This window comes from Pseudomonas sp. 2FG (assembly GCF_005502935.1).
Taxonomy (GTDB): Bacteria; Pseudomonadota; Gammaproteobacteria; order Pseudomonadales; family Pseudomonadaceae; genus Aquipseudomonas.
The window spans coordinates 98,618-115,960 of the sequence record NZ_SCMP01000012.1; the positions used below are offsets into that span (position 1 = coordinate 98,618).

The following is a 17,343-nucleotide window of genomic DNA, read 5'->3' on the forward strand; positions in this document are numbered from 1 at the left end:
AAAAGGTGTCATTTGCCATGAAAAGCAAACTCTCGCTGCATATCTCGGCCTTGACTATTGCCTTGTTGAGTATCGGCCTGGCGCAGGCGGCGGTCTCTCCAGAAGAAGCCGCGCGACTGAAAACCGACCTCACGCCTCTGGGTGGCGAGCGCGCCGGCAATGCCGACGGCAGTATCCCGGAATGGACCGGCGGCTATACCCAGGTCCCTGCAGGCTACAAGAATGGCGCTAAACGCGCGGATCCTTTCGCCGGCGATAAGCCGCTGTTTTCGGTCAGCGCGAGCAATATGGAGCAGTACGCCGAGCAGTTGGCCGAGGGCACCAAGGCCTTGCTGAAGAAGTATCCGGACTATCGCCTGGATGTGTATCCGACCCAACGTTCCGCCGCGGCGCCGCAGTGGGTGTACGACAACACTCTGCAGAACGCCACGCGCGCCACCCTGGAGGAGGCCAGCGAGAAAGTCAGTGGCGCCTACGGCGGGATTCCCTTCCCGCTGCCTAAGAACGGTGCCGAGGTGCTGTGGAACCAACGCCTGTCCTGGCAGGGCGGCGACACCTTCTACGCGCCGTTCGACACCTGGCTGATGACCGCTGGCGGCAAAAAGTTGCAGGCCACCCGCGCGCGCTTCTGGTATCAAAGCCCTTACTACTTCAAGGAAGGCAGCCTGGAGACCTATGGCGGCAAGTTTCTGATCGGCAAGCTGGCCACCGAACAGCCGTCGTCCAAGGCCGGCGAGGGCCTGATGACCCACTGGGATATGGATCCTGGCAAGCGCGCCGCCTGGCAGTATCTGGTCGGCCAGCGCCGGGTGCGCCGCGCGCCGAATATCGCCTACGACACCCCGGACTTCGTCACCTCAGGCGTCGGCTTCTTCGACGAGGCCTTTATGATTTTCGGCCCGACCGACCGGCACAACCTGAAGATCGTTGGCAAGAAGGAGCTGCTGGTGCCTTACAACAACAACCGGGCGGCCGCGGCGAAGAGCGACGATCTGGTCCAAGCCAAGTTCCTCAATCCGGATCTGGTGCGCTGGGAGAAACACCGCGTCTGGGTAGTGGAGGCCACGCTTAAGGCCGGCAAGCGCCATGTAGTGCCAAAACGCACCTACTACGTGGATGAGGACTCCTGGCAGGTGCTGCTGGTCGATGGCTATGACGCTCAAGGCAAGCTTGGCCGGCATAACTACTCGCTGACCCTGCTCGCGCCGGAAATGCCGGTGCTGACCAACCAAGTCATGTGGGGCAGCTACAACCTGGAAACCGGCGCCTACTTCCTCAACGCCTCGGCCAACGACCTGCAGGTGCAGTACCAGGCCTATCCGCGTCCGTCGGCGTCGTTCTTCACCCCCGATGCCATGGCCAGCGACAGCATGCGCTGAGGGATTGCGCAGCGCGCCGATGCCCTGGCGTTGGCGTGCTGCGCGATCACTGTCTGGATAATTCTTATGCAGTGGTTGGAGCGGACATGATCGGTAATTTTTCAGTCACCCGGGCGATTCCGGTGGGCCTGGTGCTAGCCCTGCTGTTGGCTCCGACTTGGGCAACGGCAGCGCCGGCGGCTACGCCACAGATTCCGCTGCTGAACCAGGCGGCGATGCAGACCGCCAAGGCGCAGCGTTCGGTGCTGCTGGCGGTGACCCGGGCCGGCGAACGGCTGGTGGCGGTCGGCGAGCGCGGCATCATCCTGCTCTCGGACGACTCCGGGGAGACCTGGCGCCAGGCCCGAGTGCCGGTCAGTGTCAGCCTCACGGCGGTGCAGTTTGTGGATGCCGAGCAGGGATGGGCGGTAGGGCATCTGGGCGTCGTCCTGCACAGCGAGGACGGCGGCGAGACCTGGGCCAAACAATTGGATGGCGTCCGCGCCGCGCAGCTGGCGCTCGAGTCGGCCCAGCGCAGCGGTGACGCCAAGCGGCTGAAAGACGCCGAGTGGCTGGTCGCCGACGGCCCGGACAAGCCCTTTCTCGACCTCTATTTCAGCGACCGCCAGCACGGCTATATCGTCGGTGCCTACAACCTGATCCTGCGCACCGCGGATGGCGGCAAGACCTGGCTGCCGTGGATGCAGCAGCTGCAGAACCCCGAGAACCTCAACCTGTACAGCATTCGCGCGGCGGGCGGCTTCCTCTATATCGCCGGCGAGCGCGGTTTGCTGCTGCGCTCCGCCGACGGCGGGCAGAGTTTCCAGGCGCTCGACTCCCCCTATGACGGCAGTTTCTTCGGCCTGCTGAGCAGCGCCACGGGCGAACTGGTCGCCTTCGGCCTGCGCGGTAACGGCTATTGGTCCGGCGACCAGGGCGACAGCTGGAGCCGCATCGAAACCGGCGTCGAGGTGGCCTTTTCCGCCGGCACTCAATTGGCCGACGGCTCCCTGGTCTTGGCCAGCCAGGCCGGCGAACTGCTGATCAGCCACGACCAAGGCCGAACCTTCCAGCAACTGGCGGGGCAGGCCGACGCCTCGATCGCCGGCCTGGTGGCCGCGCCCGACGGCAGCTTGACCAGCGTCGGCCTGAGCGGGTTAGCCCGGCAACCGCGCGGTTTTTCCACGACACAACGCTGAAAAAACTTGGCCAGGCGTCGAGGGCCCATGGCTCTCCATAGCCGGATTCGGAGTCAGATGTGAACAACAATAATTCCTCTCTCGAACAGCAAGTGGTGATCGGCAGGCTGGAAGATTTCGACCAGCGCTCCGGCAATCTGGGTGAACGGGCGATCTTCAACCACCGCCCCTGGGTGATCCTGCTCTGCTTGCTGGTCACCCTGGTGCTGGGCTACCAGGCCAGCAAGATCGGGCTGAACGCCAGCTTCGAGAAGACCATTCCCACCTCCCATCCCTACGTCGCCAACTTCCTCGAACACCGCAGCGAGCTGAGCGGCCTGGGCAACGCGATCCGTATCGCGGTGGAGGCCAAGGACGGCAGCATCTTCGCTAAGGACTATCTGGACACCCTGGCCAAGCTCAACGACGAGATCTACCTGCTGCCGGGCGTCGACAAGCCCTACATGAAGTCCCTGTGGACGCCGACCACGCGCTGGACCGCGGTGACCGAGGAGGGCCTGGACGGCGGCACGGTGATCCCGGATAGCTACGACGGCTCGCCGGCCAGCCTGGAGGAGGTCCGCCGGAACGTCGCCCGTTCCGGCGAGATCGGCCAACTGGTGGCCGGCAACTTCAAGTCCAGCGTGATTTTCGTGCCGCTGCTGGAGATCAACCCGGAGACCGGCAAGGCGCTGGACTACGGCGATTTCTCGCGCCGCTTGGAAACCCTGCGCGGCAAATATCAGAACGAGCGGATCCAGATCCATATCACCGGCTTCACCAAGATCATCGGCGACCTGATCGAGGGGCTGGTGCAGGTCATGCTGTTCTTCGTGGTCGCCGTGCTGGTGACCGTGGTGGTGCTCTACTGGTACACCCGCTGTGTGCGCAGCACCTCGCTGGTGGTGATCTGCTCGCTGGTGGCGGTGCTCTGGCAGATCGGCCTGCTCGCCAGCCTAGGCTACGATCTCGATCCCTACTCGGCGCTGGTGCCTTTCCTGATCTTCGCCATCGGCATGAGCCATGGCGCGCAGAAGATGAACGGCATCATGCAGGACGTCGGCCGCGGCACCCACCGTGTGGTCGCCGCGCGCTACACCTTCCGCCGCCTGTTTGCCGCCGGCATGACCGCGCTGCTGTGCGACGCCGTGGGCTTTGCCGTGCTGATGATGATCGAAATCCGGGTGATCCAGGATCTGGCGATCACCGCCAGCATCGGGGTGGCGGTGTTGATCTTCACCAACCTGATCCTGCTGCCGATCCTGCTCAGCTATATCGGCGTCAGCCCCAAGGCGGCCGAGCGCAGCCTGCGCGCGGAAACCGACGAGCTGACCGCCAACGCCAAGCACCCGTTCTGGAGTTTTCTCGACCTCTTCACTCGCCGTTCCTGGGCGATTGCCGCCTGCCTCGCCGGGCTGGCTCTGGCGGCCTTCGGCTTCGCCGTCAGCCTGCAGCTGAAGGTCGGCGACCTCGACCCCGGCGCCCCCGAGCTTCGCCCGGACTCGCGCTACAACCGCGACGCGGCCTTTATGACGCAGAACTACGCGGCCAGCTCGGACATCTTCGTGGTCATGGTGAAAACCCCGGAAGACCAGTGCACCCGCTACACGACCCTGGCCGCGGTCGATGCCCTGGCCTGGCAGCTGGAGCAACTGCCGGGCGTCGAGTCCACCAACTCCATGGCCGCCCTGAGCAAGATCGCCACGGCCGGCTACAACGAGGGCAACTTCAAGTGGTACGAGCTGGTCCCCAACGACGGCGCCCTCGGCGCGGTGCAGACCCGGGCACCGCGCGAGCTGTTCAACCAGGGCTGCTCCATGCTCTCGCTCTACGTCTACCTGGCCGACCACAAGGCCGACACCCTGGCGCGGGTGGTGGACACCAGCGAAGCCTTTATCGCCCGACAGCAACTGCCGGAGGTGAAGTTCATGCTGGCGGCCGGCAGCGCCGGGATCGAGGCCGCGACCAATATCGTGGTGAAGAAGGCCATGCGCGAGATGCTGTTCTGGGTCTACGGCGCGGTGATCCTGCTCTGCTGGGTGACCTTCCGCTCGTGGCGTGCGGTGCTCGCCGCGGTGCTGCCGCTGGTGCTCACCTCGATCCTCTGCGAGGCCCTGATGGTCGGGCTGGGGATGGGCGTCAAGGTCGCGACCCTGCCGGTGATCGCCCTCGGCGTGGGCATCGGCATCGACTACGCGCTCTATGTGCTGAGCGTGATCCTGGCGCGCATGCGCGCGGGGGATTCGCTGTCCGAGGCCTATTACCGCGCGCTGCTGTTCACCGGCAAGGTGGTGATGCTGACGGGCATCACCCTGGCCATAGCCGTGGCGACCTGGGCCTTCTCGCCGATCAAGTTCCAGGCCGACATGGGCATCCTGCTGGCCTTTATGTTCCTGGTGAACATGCTCGGCGCGCTGATCCTGCTGCCGGCCCTGGCCTACTTCCTGTTGCCGCAGAAGGTCTTCGCCAAAAAGCCTGAAGCGGCCCTGCGCCTGGAACTGGTCTGATCATCGTTTTGCCCGGAATGCCGGCTTAAGGTGGCCGGCGTTCCGGGTCTTTTACTGTCGCCATGGCGAAGTGCGCCATGGGTTGTCGAGAATAAAAATAAAATTCGTAGCACAGGGAGAGTTCCATGCGGTATTTGCCGATGGCGCTGATCGCGCTGAGCCTACTGGTTTCCAGCCTGGTCGCCGCGAGCGAAAGAGCGCAGCGCTACCACGAGTTGCAGAGCCAGGCCTATCTGCTCTGCGCCAATGCGCTGATGTATTTCGAAGCGCAAGGGGGGCCGCCCGATCCGGGCCATCTGGCGGCCTATCAGGGCGCGCTGAGCCGTTTGGATGGGCTGACCCGCCAACTGGGCCAGCCGCCCGAGCTGAGCCAGCCGCTCGACGAAATCTCAGCCCTGCTGAGCGAGCTGGAACAGCTGCCGCGCAGCGAGGCGCCACTCTATCCGGCGCGTTTGATCGCCTTGCTCGGCGCCCATGAGCAACTCGAGTCGCGGGCGGCCCAGCACTATCGCCAGCTAGAGCCGGAGGTTCCGGCGCGCGTGCGGTTGTTGCACCGGCAAAGCCAGGCGCTGGGGCGCTTGCTCCTGCAGGCCCAGGCCCGCAGCGCGCGAGTGCTGGGGGTCTATTCGGTGGCCTTGAGCGCCGCTGAATTCGCCGCCATGGACGAGGGCATCAACCAAGGCTTCGCCAGCTTGCTAGCAGAGCTGCCGGAACACGCGGAGCGCCTGCAGAAGCAGCAACGCAGCTTCCGTTTCGTACGCGGGCAATTGCTCAGCAGCGACTTCGGAAAATCCATCGCCAGCGCGGAACCCTACGTTGCCCGTAGCATGCTGGAGCTCGATCAACTGGCGGCGCAGAGGCGCTGAGACGGGAAATATTGACGGCGCTGTGACGTATGGACGCGTTGAAGATGATTAGGTTGGGGCTGGTTTTTCAAGTGGAAGGCGACTTCCAAAGCGCAATCTAATCGGGCGTACGGCAGTAGTCCGGCTGACGCAGCAGGGATTGATGGACGCTGTGGCCTTGTAGGCTGCAGCGTTTACAGCACGGACTCCGTTGCCTGGAGTTGCCGGCCCGGAGCACGTGAGGGGCATGCTGACTGTCGATCAATCGCGCTAGGCAAACAGAGTTCGCTTAGCGCCCGTTGACTGACTCCCCAGTACTGCCATGGGCATAGAAAGCTCCCGGGGCAATCCTGGTTCCGGGAGCAGAAGGACACTCACTCGATCGGCTCGTAGGGCAGACCGACGCAGGGTGGGTTAACGACAGGACTGTCACTTAGTTGGGCAGAATGGGCGGTGTTGTGCTGACTGCCACTAGGGCGCTGGTGGTAGTTCGCATCGATGCTGCGCGTACCGCTCATTCATGGTTGTCAGGGTCGGCGCTGCAGGGTGCACTTTGGCTGCTCGTTGAATAGCTTCCGGTAGGCCTCGGAAAAACGCCCTAGGTGCCAGAACGACCAGTGCATGGCGACTTCTGCCACTGTGGTTTCTTCCGGCGATGCTCGTTGCAGGTCGCGATGTGCCGCGTTCAAGCGGCGTAGACGCAGCCATGCGGTCGGCGCTAGGCCGGTGAACTGGGTAAAGGACTGCTGCAACTGGCGGACGGATACACCAGCAACCTTGGCGAGCTGGAGGACGTTGAAGTTGTCTTCGGGGTAAGCGTTGGCCAGTTCGAATACCCGGCCGACGATTTTCCTATCTTGAGTTAGTCGCTTCTGTCGCAAGCGATCCTCTGAGCGCGTCGAGCATTCGAGAACGAAGAGGCAATCTTCGACCAGTTGATGCGGCAGGTGGAGCTCTTGCGAGTGCTCTGGCGACTCGGCGAGTTTCCCAAGCAGATTGCTCAGCCATGAGCCGAACAGTTGGCTTTGCTGCGATCTCAATGGAGTGAGGGTCAGTCCTTCCAGTGAATCGGCGTGGCAGTCCTCACCAAGCAGATCGAGATCGACCACTACTGCAACCTCGCGGTAGTTCTCCGGTGTGACCCAGGTGTTCTGGCTTTTGCTGTCGAGTAGATAGAGGGCACCGTCAGCCATGTCGAAACTGAACACCAGGGCATTGTCGGGAGCGTGAAAATGCTGCTCGACGCGGGTGTTCATGCGCTCTTCATAGGCCTCCACGGCGCCGAACTCGGCATGCACGATCCTGCCGTGAAAGCGTCCTGCTGACATCTGCGCGTACTGCTGCTCCCAGCCCGCGATAGCCGTTCGCTGCTGCTCCACATCCGAGGTATCAAGAACCTTGATCGACATAGGGCTAGCTCCCGATTCTGCGTACTTGTTTATATAGTTAATGCTAGTAACTAAATGCACCATATCAGGGCGCTATCGGCTGCGCAAGGTGGATAGAGTCTGGTAGGTAAATCGGATGATGATGGCGGTAGGTGGGGATTCATGATCGCTTTATTGGCCTCATGTACAGATTCCGCATCGAGATATTGATAATAGTGATAACAAAAATTGTAAGAACAGCTTTTCTGCCATTCCAATGATAAAAACGGAGCGGAACCGCATGAGAAAGAGTGGATTATGTTTAGCTGGTGGGCTGCTGCTGAGCCTTGCGCTGCCAGCCAGCGCCATCGACCTGAATGAAAATTTTGCCCTGAACGTCACGCTGACGGCATTGAGTGACTACCGCACGGGCGGCAAGTTCGGCCCGGAGGAGGGCATGGGCAAGAGTGCCGATGGCCATCGCATCAATTATCCGATCGTCGGCGGTACTTTCACCGGCAGGGCACTGTCATTCCTGGTGGGACGGACATGTCGGTAGCGCGCAACAATCAATGACGTGACGATGCTACTACCGCAGAAGGTCTCGCCAAGCAGGCGAAGGGTGTCGAGTTGGTGGAGAGCGATTGCTACGGCCGTACAGTCCCTTCATTCAAGACCCAGCCGGGGAAACACGCCTGGCGAAGTGACTACATTTTCGTCGGCACCATCGACGACGTGAGTTCGGATGAGGTGCTGATCGGCGTCTACAAGGTGGACGGTAATTAGCTGCTGATCTCGGAATCGCAACCGGTCGCCTCTGTTAAGTCGTGGCGTCTTGTCACGGTGTTCGGATCTTCTGTCTTTGCGTTTTGCTTTACGACTACAAGAACAATAACCGAGGTTCATATGTCCAGTTCATCAGCCCCTCAGCGCAATTCGCTGCGCACGATAGGGCTCTGTTTTTTCGTTGCACTGCTTGAAGGCTTGGATCTTCAGGCCACTGGTATTGCCGCGCCATACATATCGAGAGAGTTTGCCCTGACCCCGGCCACGCTCGGCTGGGTGTTCAGCGCTGGCCTCATCGGCCTATTGCCGGGTGCAGTGGTTGGTGGTTGGCTGGCGGATCGCTTCGGTCGCAAGTTCGTCCTGATCACAGCAACTATCCTGTTTGGTCTGTTCTCGCTGCTCACTGCGCACAGTGCCACTTACGAAGACCTGCTGGTGGCCAGGTTGGTGACCGGCCTTGGCCTGGGAGCTGCGCTGCCGATTCTGATCGCCCTTTCCTCTGAAGCCGCTGATGACCATTTACGCAATACGGCGGTGAGTCTGACCTACTGCGGGGTGCCGCTGGGCGGTGCGATAGCTGCGTTGATAGGCATGCTTTCGGTGTCTGGTGACTGGCGCTTGGTGTTCTACGTTGGCGGTATTACCCCGCTGCTGATTGCGCTATTGCTTGCCCTCTGGTTGCCGGAGTCCCGCGTCTATCAGGGACGATCCGCTGCCGGCTCTTCGATTCATCTGCGCAATGCGGCGGGTTCCCTGTTCAGTCAGAGGCGCGGGCGGGGCACTCTTCTGCTCTGGTCTAGCTGCTTTTTCACCCTGACGATTCTCTACATGCTGTTGAACTGGCTACCGTCCTTACTGCTTGAGCGAGGCCTGGGCCGCCTTGACGTAGCGGTAATCCAGGTACTGTTCAATGTCGGGGGTGTTGCTGGGTCGCTGTTGGCAGGGCAGCTGATGGATCGGCATAGACCTCTTCTGGCGGTAGTTCTCGCCTATCTGGGTATGCTCGTTTCATTGGCAGCGCTAGGAACGGTTGATCAATTGCACTGGCTATTGCTGGCGGGATTGGCGGCTGGGGGCTGTGCCGTAGGTGGGCAGCTGATTCTCTACGCTCTAGCGCCACGAATGTATCCGGCCGATATCCGCGCCACTGGTGTGGGCGTTGCAGTCGCCGTGGGGCGACTTGGCTCGATGGCTGGGCCTCTGATAGCAGGCCAGTTGTTGGCAGCGGGCACTGGTGTCGGCGGCCTGCTGCTTGCTGCTTCCCCAGTAGTGGTGCTCGCTGCGGTTACTGCCGCCGGACTCATCAATCGCAATGCAGATGAGCTCGAAGTCGGTGCCCTGCCAAAGTCTTAAACAGGGTGTATGTCCATTTTCATTCCTTGTTTGCTCCGGGATGAGAATGTCTTTTCCGCGTAACTGTTGCTGCCACGGGGAGTGCAGCGGCAGTTACGCGGACTCCCTATGGGACGTGCATGAATTCCCCATCTCCGCTCAGAGGAGGCGCCGAGATTGGGTAAAGCGCCATAGGAGACGGTTCAGGTGGTGCAGTGAGGCCTAGGAAAGAGAGTTTAATCTGCGCCCACTGAGCCTCACGGCCGGTCCGTCTGCTGTAAAAACTCCCAGGGCAGTCCTGCCGCCGGGAGCCGGAGAAACTATTCAATTGGCTCGTAGGGCAGGCCGACGTAGTTTTCGGCGATGGTCTTGCGCCCGGCTTCCGAGCCGACGAAGTAGTCCAGTTCGGTCTGCTGCATGCGTTGGCTGAAGGCATCGGTGTCCGGGAAGCGGTGCAGCACCGAGGTCATCCACCAGGAGAAGCGCTCGGCTTTCCAGATGCGCCGCAGGCAGATTGCCGAATACTTCTCCAGCAACTCGTGGCGGCCTTCGCGGTAGACCTTGAGCAGGATGCGGAACAGCGTGTTGACGTCGCTGGCGGCCAGGTTCAGCCCTTTGGCGCCGGTGGGCGGGACTATGTGGGCGGCGTCGCCGAGGAGGAACAGGCGGCCGTACTGCATGGGTTCCACCACGAAGCTGCGCAGCGGGGCGATGCTCTTCTCGATGGCGGGACCGGTCACCAGCCGGGCTGCGACCTCGGCAGGCAGGCGGCTCTTGAGTTCTTCCCAGAAGCGTTCATCCGACCAGTCTTCGACTTGCTCCTCGGCGCCCACCTGCACGTAGTAGCGGGTGCGGGTGGCGGAACGCATGCTGCACAGGGCAAAGCCGCGCTCGTGGTTGGCATAGATCAGTTCGTCGTTGACCGGCGGGGTGTCGGCCAGCACGCCCAGCCAGCCGAACGGATAGACCCGCTCGAACTCGGTGAGCACGCCCTGCGGAATCGACTTGCGCGCCACCCCATGGAAGCCGTCGCAGCCGGCGATGTGGTCGCAGTCCAGGCGCACGGTCTCGCCGTTGAGGGTGAAGGTCAGGTAGGGTTTCTCGCCCTTGAATTCGTGCAGTTGCACGTCCGGCACGCTGTACAAGGTGGTGGCGCCGCTGGTTTGGCGGGCCTCCATCAGGTCGCGAGTGACCTCGGTCTGGCCGTAGACCATCACAGTCTTGCCGCCGGTCAGCCCCTTCAGGTCGATATGTTCGCAGCGCCCGTCGAAAGCCAGTTCGAAACCGTCATGCACCAGACCCTCACGGTCCATGCGCTGACTGGCATCCGCCTCGCGCAGCAGGTCGACCATGCCCTGTTCCAGCACGCCGGCACGGATACGGCCCAGCACGTATTCGGGGCTCTGGCGTTCGACGATGATGTTGTCGATGCCGGCGTTGTGCAGCAGCTGGCCGAGCAGCAGTCCCGAGGGGCCGGCGCCGATGATGGCGACTTGAGTCTTCATTGTTGTTGTCCTCGATAATGGGCTGCTGAGGATGGGGAGGTAGTCCGGCTCAGCAGCCTGGTTGGCTCTCTTGTATTTTTTGTGGATAGCTGCGCGCTTTGAAGGCAATATCCAACAAGTTTCATGGACTTTTCGCGGGTTTGTCTGTTTGGGAGGACGCATGCTCAAGTCGGCTGGAACCCCGGTTCCGGTGTTCAAACTCTATGGCGAGACCGCGGCCTGGCCGACGCCGGACCTGATTCATTGCGAGTCGATTCCCGAGCGTAGCCGCCTGCATGAGTGGGAGATCAAGCCCCATCGCCACGGTGATCTGGTGCAACTGCTGTATGTGCAGGCGGGCAAGGCGGTGCTGGAAGTGGAGGGGGTGGTGAACCGGGTCGAGTCGCCCTCGCTGCAGGTGGTTCCCGCCCTCAGCGTGCATGGTTTCAGGTTCTCCGAGGACATCGAAGGCCATGTGCTGAGCCTGGCCTTGCCCCTGGTGGAACGGCTCAGCGGCCCGCTGGACAGCCAGGTGCTAATGAACGCCGGGTGTTATCTGGTCGGTAGCGAGCGGCGTCATCTCGATGCGCTGTTCGAGTCGATCAGCCAGGAGTACAGCCACCAGGAGCCGGGGCGCGATCTGATGTTGCAGTCGCTGATCAGCGTGCTGCTGGTCTGGATCAGCCGCCGCTCGCTGGCGCTCGCCATGTCCGAAGCCCAGCAGCGCGACCGTGGGCGGGAGCATCTGCAGGAGTTCACCCGGCTGCTGGAACTGCAATTTCGCCAGCACCTGCCCATCGAGCGTTATGCCGCCAGCCTGGGTATCAGTGCCGCGCACCTGAATGCGCTGTGCCGGCGTCTCGCCGGGCAGTCGGCGTTGCAGATGATCAACCAGAGATTGCTGCTGGAAGCCAAGCGCTGCCTGGTCTACACCGCCATGACCATCAATCAGGTGTCGGACAGCCTGGGCTTTTCCGAGCCGGCCTATTTTTCCCGGTTCTTCAAGCGCGGCACTGGCCAATCGCCGAAGCAATTCCGCATACAGCGCTAGCTGTGTCCGGCAACGCACGCAAAGGAAATCCGGTGAACATCGATACCCGTATCAAATTCCGCCACCTCGTGTGTTTTCTCGAAGTGGCGCGGCAGGGGACTCTGGCGAAGGCGGCGGACAAGCTGGCGGTGAGTCAGCCGGCGATCTCGAAGACCCTCAAGGAGCTGGAGGAGCTTCTCGCTGCCAGCCTGTTCGAGCGCAGCAAGAGTGGCGTCAGCCTGACCGAGGCCGGGGTGGCCTTCCTGCGTTATGCCGGGCCCTGCGTGCAGGCGCTGCGCGATGGGGTCAACAGCCTGCGGGCGGGCGAGTACGAGTCGGGTGTGGTCAGGCTCGGGGTGCTGTCCACGGTGGAAAGCCTGCTGGTGCCGGAGGTCGTGCGCCGCCTGCACGAGCGCCACCCGGCGCTGGTCGTCAGCGTGGTGACCGGGCCGAGCGCGTACCTGCTCTCGCAGTTGCGCGTGGGCGATCTCGATCTGGTGGCAGGCCGCATGACCGATAGCCCGCAGATCCAGGGGCTGACTTTCGAACACCTGTACAGCGAATCCATGACCCTGGTGGTACGCGCCGGTCACCCGCTGCTGGCCGGGCCGCTCGATCGCAGCCGGCTGGAAGACTTCCCGCTGGTTCTGCCGCTGGCCGGCACCACCATTCGCAAGTTCGCCGACAGCCTGATCGTGCAGTGCGGTATCAGCCCGCCACGGCAACGCCTGGAGACGCTGTCCGTGGCCCTCAGCCGGCGTTATGTGCTGTGCAGCGATGCGATTTGGATCGCCCCGTTCGATGCGGTTCGTCTGGATCTGCGCCGGGGCGAGCTGGCTGAAATCGAGCTTGGCATCCAGGAGCCGGGTGGGTCGGTGGGCATTTGCAGTAACGCCACGCTGCCGCTCTCGCTCGCGGCGCACTGGTGCCTCGAGGTGCTGCGCGAGGTGGGGCAGGACTACCGAGAGGGGATCTATCCATAACCATTTGGTTATGTTTGACGGGCATTTTTTCAGTTTTCGCCCTCCGACTGTTGTTCGAGACTGCAGACCCAGGCCGTTGCTCAGGCCACTCGATCAATCAAACAAGAGGAGACCGATATGTCTGATGCGGACCACAGCCGCTTCGTCATTCGTGACCGCAACTGGCACCCCAAAGCCTTCACACCCGACTACAAGACCTCGGTCGCGCGTTCGCCGCGCCAGGCTCTGGTGAGCATTCCGCAGTCGGTTTCCGAAACCAGCGGTCCGGACTTCTCGCACCTGAAGATGGGCCAGTACGACAACGACCTGCTGCTGAACTTCAACAACGGCGGCCTGCCGGTAGGCGAGCGGATCATCGTTTCCGGTCGAGTCTTCGATCAGTACGGCAAGCCGATCCCGCACACCTTGGTGGAGATGTGGCAGGCCAACGCCGGCGGCCGCTACCGCCACAAGAACGACCGCTACCTGGCGCCGCTGGACCCGAACTTCGCTGGCGTCGGCCGTGCCCTCACCGACAGCGAGGGTAACTACAGCTTCCGTACCATCAAGCCCGGCCCCTATCCCTGGCGCAACGGCCCGAACGACTGGCGTCCGGCGCATATCCACTTCTCCATTAGCGGGCCGTCGATCTCTACCCGCCTGATCACCCAGTTGTATTTCGAAGGCGATCCGCTGATCCCGATGTGCCCGATCGTCAAGTCGATCGCCAACCCGGATGCGGTGCAGAGCCTGATCGCCAGGCTCGATATGAGCATGGCCAATCCGATGGATTGCCTGGCCTACCGCTTCGACATCGTCCTGCGCGGCCAGCGCAAGACTCACTTCGAAAACTGCTGAGGAGGCGTGAGTATGCCTATCGAACTGCTGCCGGAAACCCCTTCGCAAACCGCCGGCCCCTACGTGCATATCGGTCTGGCCCTGGCAGCCGCCGGCAACCCGAGCCGCGACCAGGAAATCTGGAACGAAATGGCCAAGCCTGGCGCGCCCGGCGAACACCTGATCCTGATCGGCAATGTCTACGACGGTAACGGTCATCTGGTGCGCGACTCTTTCCTGGAGTTCTGGCAGGCCAACCATGAGGGTGTCTATGACGACGCCTTCGATCTGGAGAAACCCTTCAACGGCTTCGGCCGTACCGCCACCAACTTCGATGCCGGTAGCGAGTGGACCATCCACACCGTCAAGCCGGGCGTGGTGCAAAACGCAGCCGGCGTGCCGATGGCGCCGCATATCAATGTCAGCCTGTTCGCCCGCGGCATCAATATCCACCTGCAGACCCGCCTGTACTTCGACGACGAAGCCGAGGCCAACGGCAGGGATCCGGTGCTCAACCTGATCGAGCAGCCGCAACGTCGCGAGACCCTGGTGGCCAAGCGTTGCGAGGTGGACGGCAAGCCGGCCTACCGCTTCGATATCCGCATCCAGGGAGAAGGGGAAACGGTTTTCTTTGACTTCTGAACTACGGGAACCTGATTGGGACAAGCTCGCCGAACCGGTCGCCGACCGCGTTCGGCGACATTTCAATCAGGTGCTGGAGGCTCGCGGTTATCGGGCCGACGGCGCGCAACAGACCGCCATCGAGCTGCTCGGCGGCTGGCTGGGCGAGCACCTGGCCGGCCGCAAGGGCTGGCTGCCTGGGTTTACCTCTGGGGTGGTGTGGGGCGCGGCAAGAGTTTCGTCATGGACGCCTTCTTCGCCGCCGCGCCCGTGGCGGCCAAGCGGCGGGTGCATTTTCATGCCTTCCTGCAGGAACTGCAGGAGCGGATGCTCTCTTTCAGCGCTCCTTGGTCGCCAGCTCAAGGCACTGGAGGAGGGCGTGGGGCTGGATTTCAGCGAGATGTTCGAGCGACCGCGATCGGCCAGCGACTACCTGTGGTTGATCGAGCGTTTCCCGCGCATGGCTGTGGGTGGGCTGGGCCGACTTGGCGGCTATCCGGCGGATGTGAGCCAGCGTTTTCTCAAGTTCATCGACATCGCCTATGACAGCCGCCTGCGCCTGCAACTGTTCTGCGCCGTACCGCCGAAGCAGCTTGCCGAGGGCGGTGCTGCGGTGGATTTTGCGCGCAGCTTGAGTCGCTTGCGGCAATTGCGTCTGCTGCGATTGCCGGGCTGAAAAACCAGTCCCGAACGTGCTTATGGCACGCCGGGAGTCTGGCACCTGACGTGGGGGGCGTGCGGTTTCACCTCGTGAGCGAAGCCGAGCCGGGCGCCCCTTGAATACCTGACCAGTGGCTTGAGCATGGGGCGCCAGAGGCAGCGCCAAGGTAGAAGCCCTGTCAGCCGAGGTCAATTGCGATTATCGAACTTTGGTTCGATAATCGACCGACACTTCGGCTCCATTGCCTGCCAGGACAAGAACAATGAGCGACGACTCCCGCGTAAGCCTGCCACCACTAGCGCCTCCGATCATTGCCTCGCCGGCCAAGCGCATCGAGGCATTCGCCGGTGATCCGAACTTCATGACCTCCCTGGCCAGGGGGCTCGCCGTCATCCACGCGTTTCAGGAGCGCAAGCGCCACCTGACCATCGCGCAGATCAGCCACCGTACCGAGATTCCCCGCGCGGCGGTGCGCCGCTGCCTGTATACCCTGATGAAGCTGGGTTACGTCACCACCGACGGGCGCACCTACTCGCTGCTGCCCAAGGTGTTGACCCTGGGCCACGCCTACCTGTCCTCGACCCCGCTGGCGGTCACCGCCCAGCCGATCCTCGACCGCCTCAGCGAGCAACTGCACGAAGCCTGCTCCATCGCCACCCTGGAGGGCGACGAGATTCTCTATCTGGCGCGCTCGGCCACGCCGCAGCGGTTGATCTCGGTCGATCTGAGTGTCGGCAGTCGCCTGCCGGCCTATTGCACGTCCATGGGGCGGATTCTGCTCGCGGCCCTGGATGACGCGGCACTGAGCGACTACCTCGGACATGCCGATCTGCAGGTGAAGACCTCGCGCACCGTACACACCCCCGAAGCACTGCGGGCCAGCATCGAGGAGATCCGCCGGCAGGGCTGGGTGGTGATCGACCAGGAGCTTGAGGTCGGCCTGCGTTCGGTGGCGGTGCCGGTCAGGGATTCGGCCGGGCAGGTGCTGGCGGCCCTCAACGTCGGCACCCATGCCGGTCGAGTGACCCGCAAGGAGCTGGAGTCGCGCTTTCTGCCGGCGTTGCTGGAGGCCAGCAAGGAACTCAGTGCGCGGTTATTCCCTTAGCCGGTTAGCCGCTATTTGCCGGTAAAGCCGTTCGATTATCGGCTGGTAGGTCGATGATCGAATTGTGCGGGTGGGCAGCACGCCTTACTGTTCAGCTTGCAGCACTCCATCTGGCGTGCGCCCAGATGAAAACAATGAGACGTTGCCGTGGCTATGCTTTTGTAGGAGCGAGCTCCTACATGTACGGGCTCGCCCGCCGGTCAGTTGTCTGACAATCTGCGGTAGGGAATCCAGTAGATTAGCGGTAGCACTTGGCGTGGATGCCTGTGCCGCGAGAGCCGAGTAATGACATTAAGAGCGTCTTGCGTATGAATAGCCGCCTGCTGAGTGAACGCAGCATGGTGTTTGAGCGTGGCGACCCCTACGAGGTGTCTGGCTACGTCAATCAGCATGTGGGCACCCATTGCATTCGCCTGCCCGCTACCGGCCATCCGCTGTCCAGCCTCAGCCACCGCAAGTTCGCCAGCCTGGATCTTTGCCAGATCAGCTATGGCGGCAAAGTGCGGGTTACTTCCCCGGCCCTGGAGAGCATCTTTCACCTGCAGATCCTGTTGAAGGGGCATTGCCTGTGGAAGGGCCGCGAGCAGGAAAAATTCCTCGCTCCCGGCGAGCTGTTGCTGATCAATCCGGATGATCCGGTCGATCTGACCTACTCGGACGATTGCGAAAAATTCATCCTCAAGCTGCCGGTGTCGCTGCTCGAAACCACCTGCAACGAGCAACGCTGGCTGAAGCCCAGCGAAGGCGTGCGTTTCACCCAGAACCGCTACCGCCTGCAGGAGCTCGAAGGCTTTGTCGGCTTGCTCGGCCTGGTTTGTCAGGAGGCCGAGTCCGACCTGATCCTGCCGAGGATCAGTGAGCACTACTCGCAGATCATCGCCAGCAAGTTGCTGACCCTGCTCAAGACCAACGTCAGCCGCGAGGAGCTGTGTGCGCAGGCGGCTTCGTTCGAGCGGATTGCCCATTACATCGACAGCAATCTCAAGCAGGACATCTGCGTCGAGCAATTGGCCAGCCAGGCGCATATCAGCCTGCGCTCGCTGTATGCCTTGTTCGAGCGGTATGCCGGCAGCACGCCGAAGAGCTACATCCGCGGCAAGAAGCTGGAACAGATCAAGGCCTGCCTGAGCGATCCCAGTTGTAGCGTGCGCAATGTCACCGAGATCGCGCTGGATTACGGCTTCCTGCACCTCGGACGCTTTTCCGAGAGCTACAAGCTCGCCTTCGGCGAGCTGCCTTCGGACACCCTCAAGCGTCGCGGCTGAAAAGC

15 protein-coding genes and 2 pseudogenes are annotated in these 17,343 nt (G+C 62.3%); 15 read left to right on the top strand and 2 right to left on the bottom strand.

Annotation, left to right across the window (positions count from 1 at the left end; all coding sequences use genetic code 11):
* The first annotated feature begins 17 nt into the window (after positions 1–17).
* The 4 genes from FFS13_RS13790 (at position 18) to FFS13_RS13805 (ending at position 5,909) form a co-directional block, all read left to right on the top strand.
* Entirely contained in the window at positions 18–1,379 is a 1,362-nt protein-coding gene (locus FFS13_RS13790) for a DUF1329 domain-containing protein (protein WP_137819653.1), read from the top strand.
* A gap of 86 nt (positions 1,380–1,465) precedes the next feature.
* Positions 1,466–2,557 carry a YCF48-related protein gene (locus FFS13_RS13795; protein WP_137819654.1) on the top strand — a complete coding sequence of 364 codons (1,092 nt, stop codon included), beginning with the start codon at positions 1,466–1,468 and terminating at the stop codon, positions 2,555–2,557.
* 59 nt (positions 2,558–2,616) lie between these two features.
* Entirely contained in the window at positions 2,617–5,043 is a 2,427-nt protein-coding gene (locus tag FFS13_RS13800; protein ID WP_137819655.1) for an RND family transporter, read from the top strand.
* A gap of 125 nt (positions 5,044–5,168) precedes the next feature.
* Positions 5,169–5,909 carry a hypothetical protein gene (locus tag FFS13_RS13805; protein WP_137819656.1) on the top strand — a complete coding sequence of 247 codons (741 nt, stop codon included), beginning with the start codon at positions 5,169–5,171 and terminating at the stop codon, positions 5,907–5,909.
* A 506-nt stretch (positions 5,910–6,415) separates the two neighbouring features.
* On the opposite strand, the gene FFS13_RS13810 is transcribed toward FFS13_RS13805, so the two are convergent.
* Positions 6,416–7,297: a helix-turn-helix domain-containing protein gene (locus FFS13_RS13810; RefSeq protein WP_137819657.1), complete on the bottom strand. Its 882-nt coding sequence runs from the start codon at positions 7,295–7,297 to the stop codon at positions 6,416–6,418.
* A gap of 259 nt (positions 7,298–7,556) precedes the next feature.
* Here FFS13_RS13810 and FFS13_RS13815 point away from each other — a divergent pair, with 259 nt between their 5' ends.
* The 3 genes from FFS13_RS13815 to mhpT all read left to right on the top strand — a co-directional run bounded on the left by FFS13_RS13815 (position 7,557) and on the right by mhpT (position 9,394).
* Positions 7,557–7,814 carry a DUF3237 domain-containing protein gene (locus FFS13_RS13815; RefSeq protein WP_137819658.1) on the top strand — a complete coding sequence of 86 codons (258 nt, stop codon included), beginning with the start codon at positions 7,557–7,559 and terminating at the stop codon, positions 7,812–7,814.
* Positions 7,815–7,888: 74 nt separating this feature from the next.
* The gene (locus FFS13_RS19785) at positions 7,889–8,041 is read left to right on the top strand and encodes a hypothetical protein (RefSeq protein WP_171006487.1); all 153 of its coding nucleotides are present in this window, start codon (positions 7,889–7,891) and stop codon (positions 8,039–8,041) included.
* A gap of 120 nt (positions 8,042–8,161) precedes the next feature.
* Positions 8,162–9,394 carry a 3-(3-hydroxy-phenyl)propionate transporter MhpT gene (gene mhpT / locus FFS13_RS13820; protein WP_137819659.1) on the top strand — a complete coding sequence of 411 codons (1,233 nt, stop codon included), beginning with the start codon at positions 8,162–8,164 and terminating at the stop codon, positions 9,392–9,394.
* A 299-nt stretch (positions 9,395–9,693) separates the two neighbouring features.
* On the opposite strand, the gene pobA is transcribed toward mhpT, so the two are convergent.
* The gene (pobA, locus tag FFS13_RS13825; RefSeq protein ID WP_137819660.1) at positions 9,694–10,878 is read right to left on the bottom strand and encodes a 4-hydroxybenzoate 3-monooxygenase; all 1,185 of its coding nucleotides are present in this window, start codon (positions 10,876–10,878) and stop codon (positions 9,694–9,696) included.
* A 160-nt stretch (positions 10,879–11,038) separates the two neighbouring features.
* Between pobA and FFS13_RS13830 the strand changes: the two genes are divergently transcribed.
* The 8 genes and pseudogenes from FFS13_RS13830 (at position 11,039) to FFS13_RS13860 (ending at position 17,338) form a co-directional block, all read left to right on the top strand.
* A complete protein-coding gene (locus FFS13_RS13830; protein WP_137819661.1) occupies positions 11,039–11,908 on the top strand; it encodes a helix-turn-helix domain-containing protein in 870 nt (289 codons plus the stop codon).
* A 32-nt stretch (positions 11,909–11,940) separates the two neighbouring features.
* Positions 11,941–12,870, top strand: coding sequence for a pca operon transcription factor PcaQ (pcaQ, locus tag FFS13_RS13835; protein WP_137819662.1), 930 nt, complete (start codon positions 11,941–11,943; stop codon positions 12,868–12,870).
* Between the two features lie 117 nt (positions 12,871–12,987).
* A complete protein-coding gene (gene pcaH, locus FFS13_RS13840; RefSeq protein WP_137819663.1) occupies positions 12,988–13,707 on the top strand; it encodes a protocatechuate 3,4-dioxygenase subunit beta in 720 nt (239 codons plus the stop codon).
* A gap of 12 nt (positions 13,708–13,719) precedes the next feature.
* Positions 13,720–14,328, top strand: a complete 609-nt coding sequence (gene pcaG / locus FFS13_RS13845; RefSeq protein ID WP_137819664.1) for a protocatechuate 3,4-dioxygenase subunit alpha — start codon at positions 13,720–13,722, stop codon at positions 14,326–14,328.
* A 15-nt stretch (positions 14,329–14,343) separates the two neighbouring features.
* A pseudogene (gene zapE / locus FFS13_RS20370) lies at positions 14,344–14,586 on the top strand (AFG1/ZapE family ATPase); the annotation flags it as partial.
* Positions 14,587–14,605: 19 nt separating this feature from the next.
* The gene (gene zapE / locus FFS13_RS20375; protein ID WP_371922963.1) at positions 14,606–14,983 is read left to right on the top strand and encodes an AFG1/ZapE family ATPase; all 378 of its coding nucleotides are present in this window, start codon (positions 14,606–14,608) and stop codon (positions 14,981–14,983) included.
* Positions 14,984–15,208: 225 nt separating this feature from the next.
* Positions 15,209–16,073, top strand: a pseudogene (locus FFS13_RS13855) (IclR family transcriptional regulator C-terminal domain-containing protein).
* A gap of 308 nt (positions 16,074–16,381) precedes the next feature.
* Positions 16,382–17,338, top strand: a complete 957-nt coding sequence (locus FFS13_RS13860; protein WP_137819666.1) for an AraC family transcriptional regulator — start codon at positions 16,382–16,384, stop codon at positions 17,336–17,338.
* The last annotated feature ends 5 nt before the right edge of the window (positions 17,339–17,343 follow it).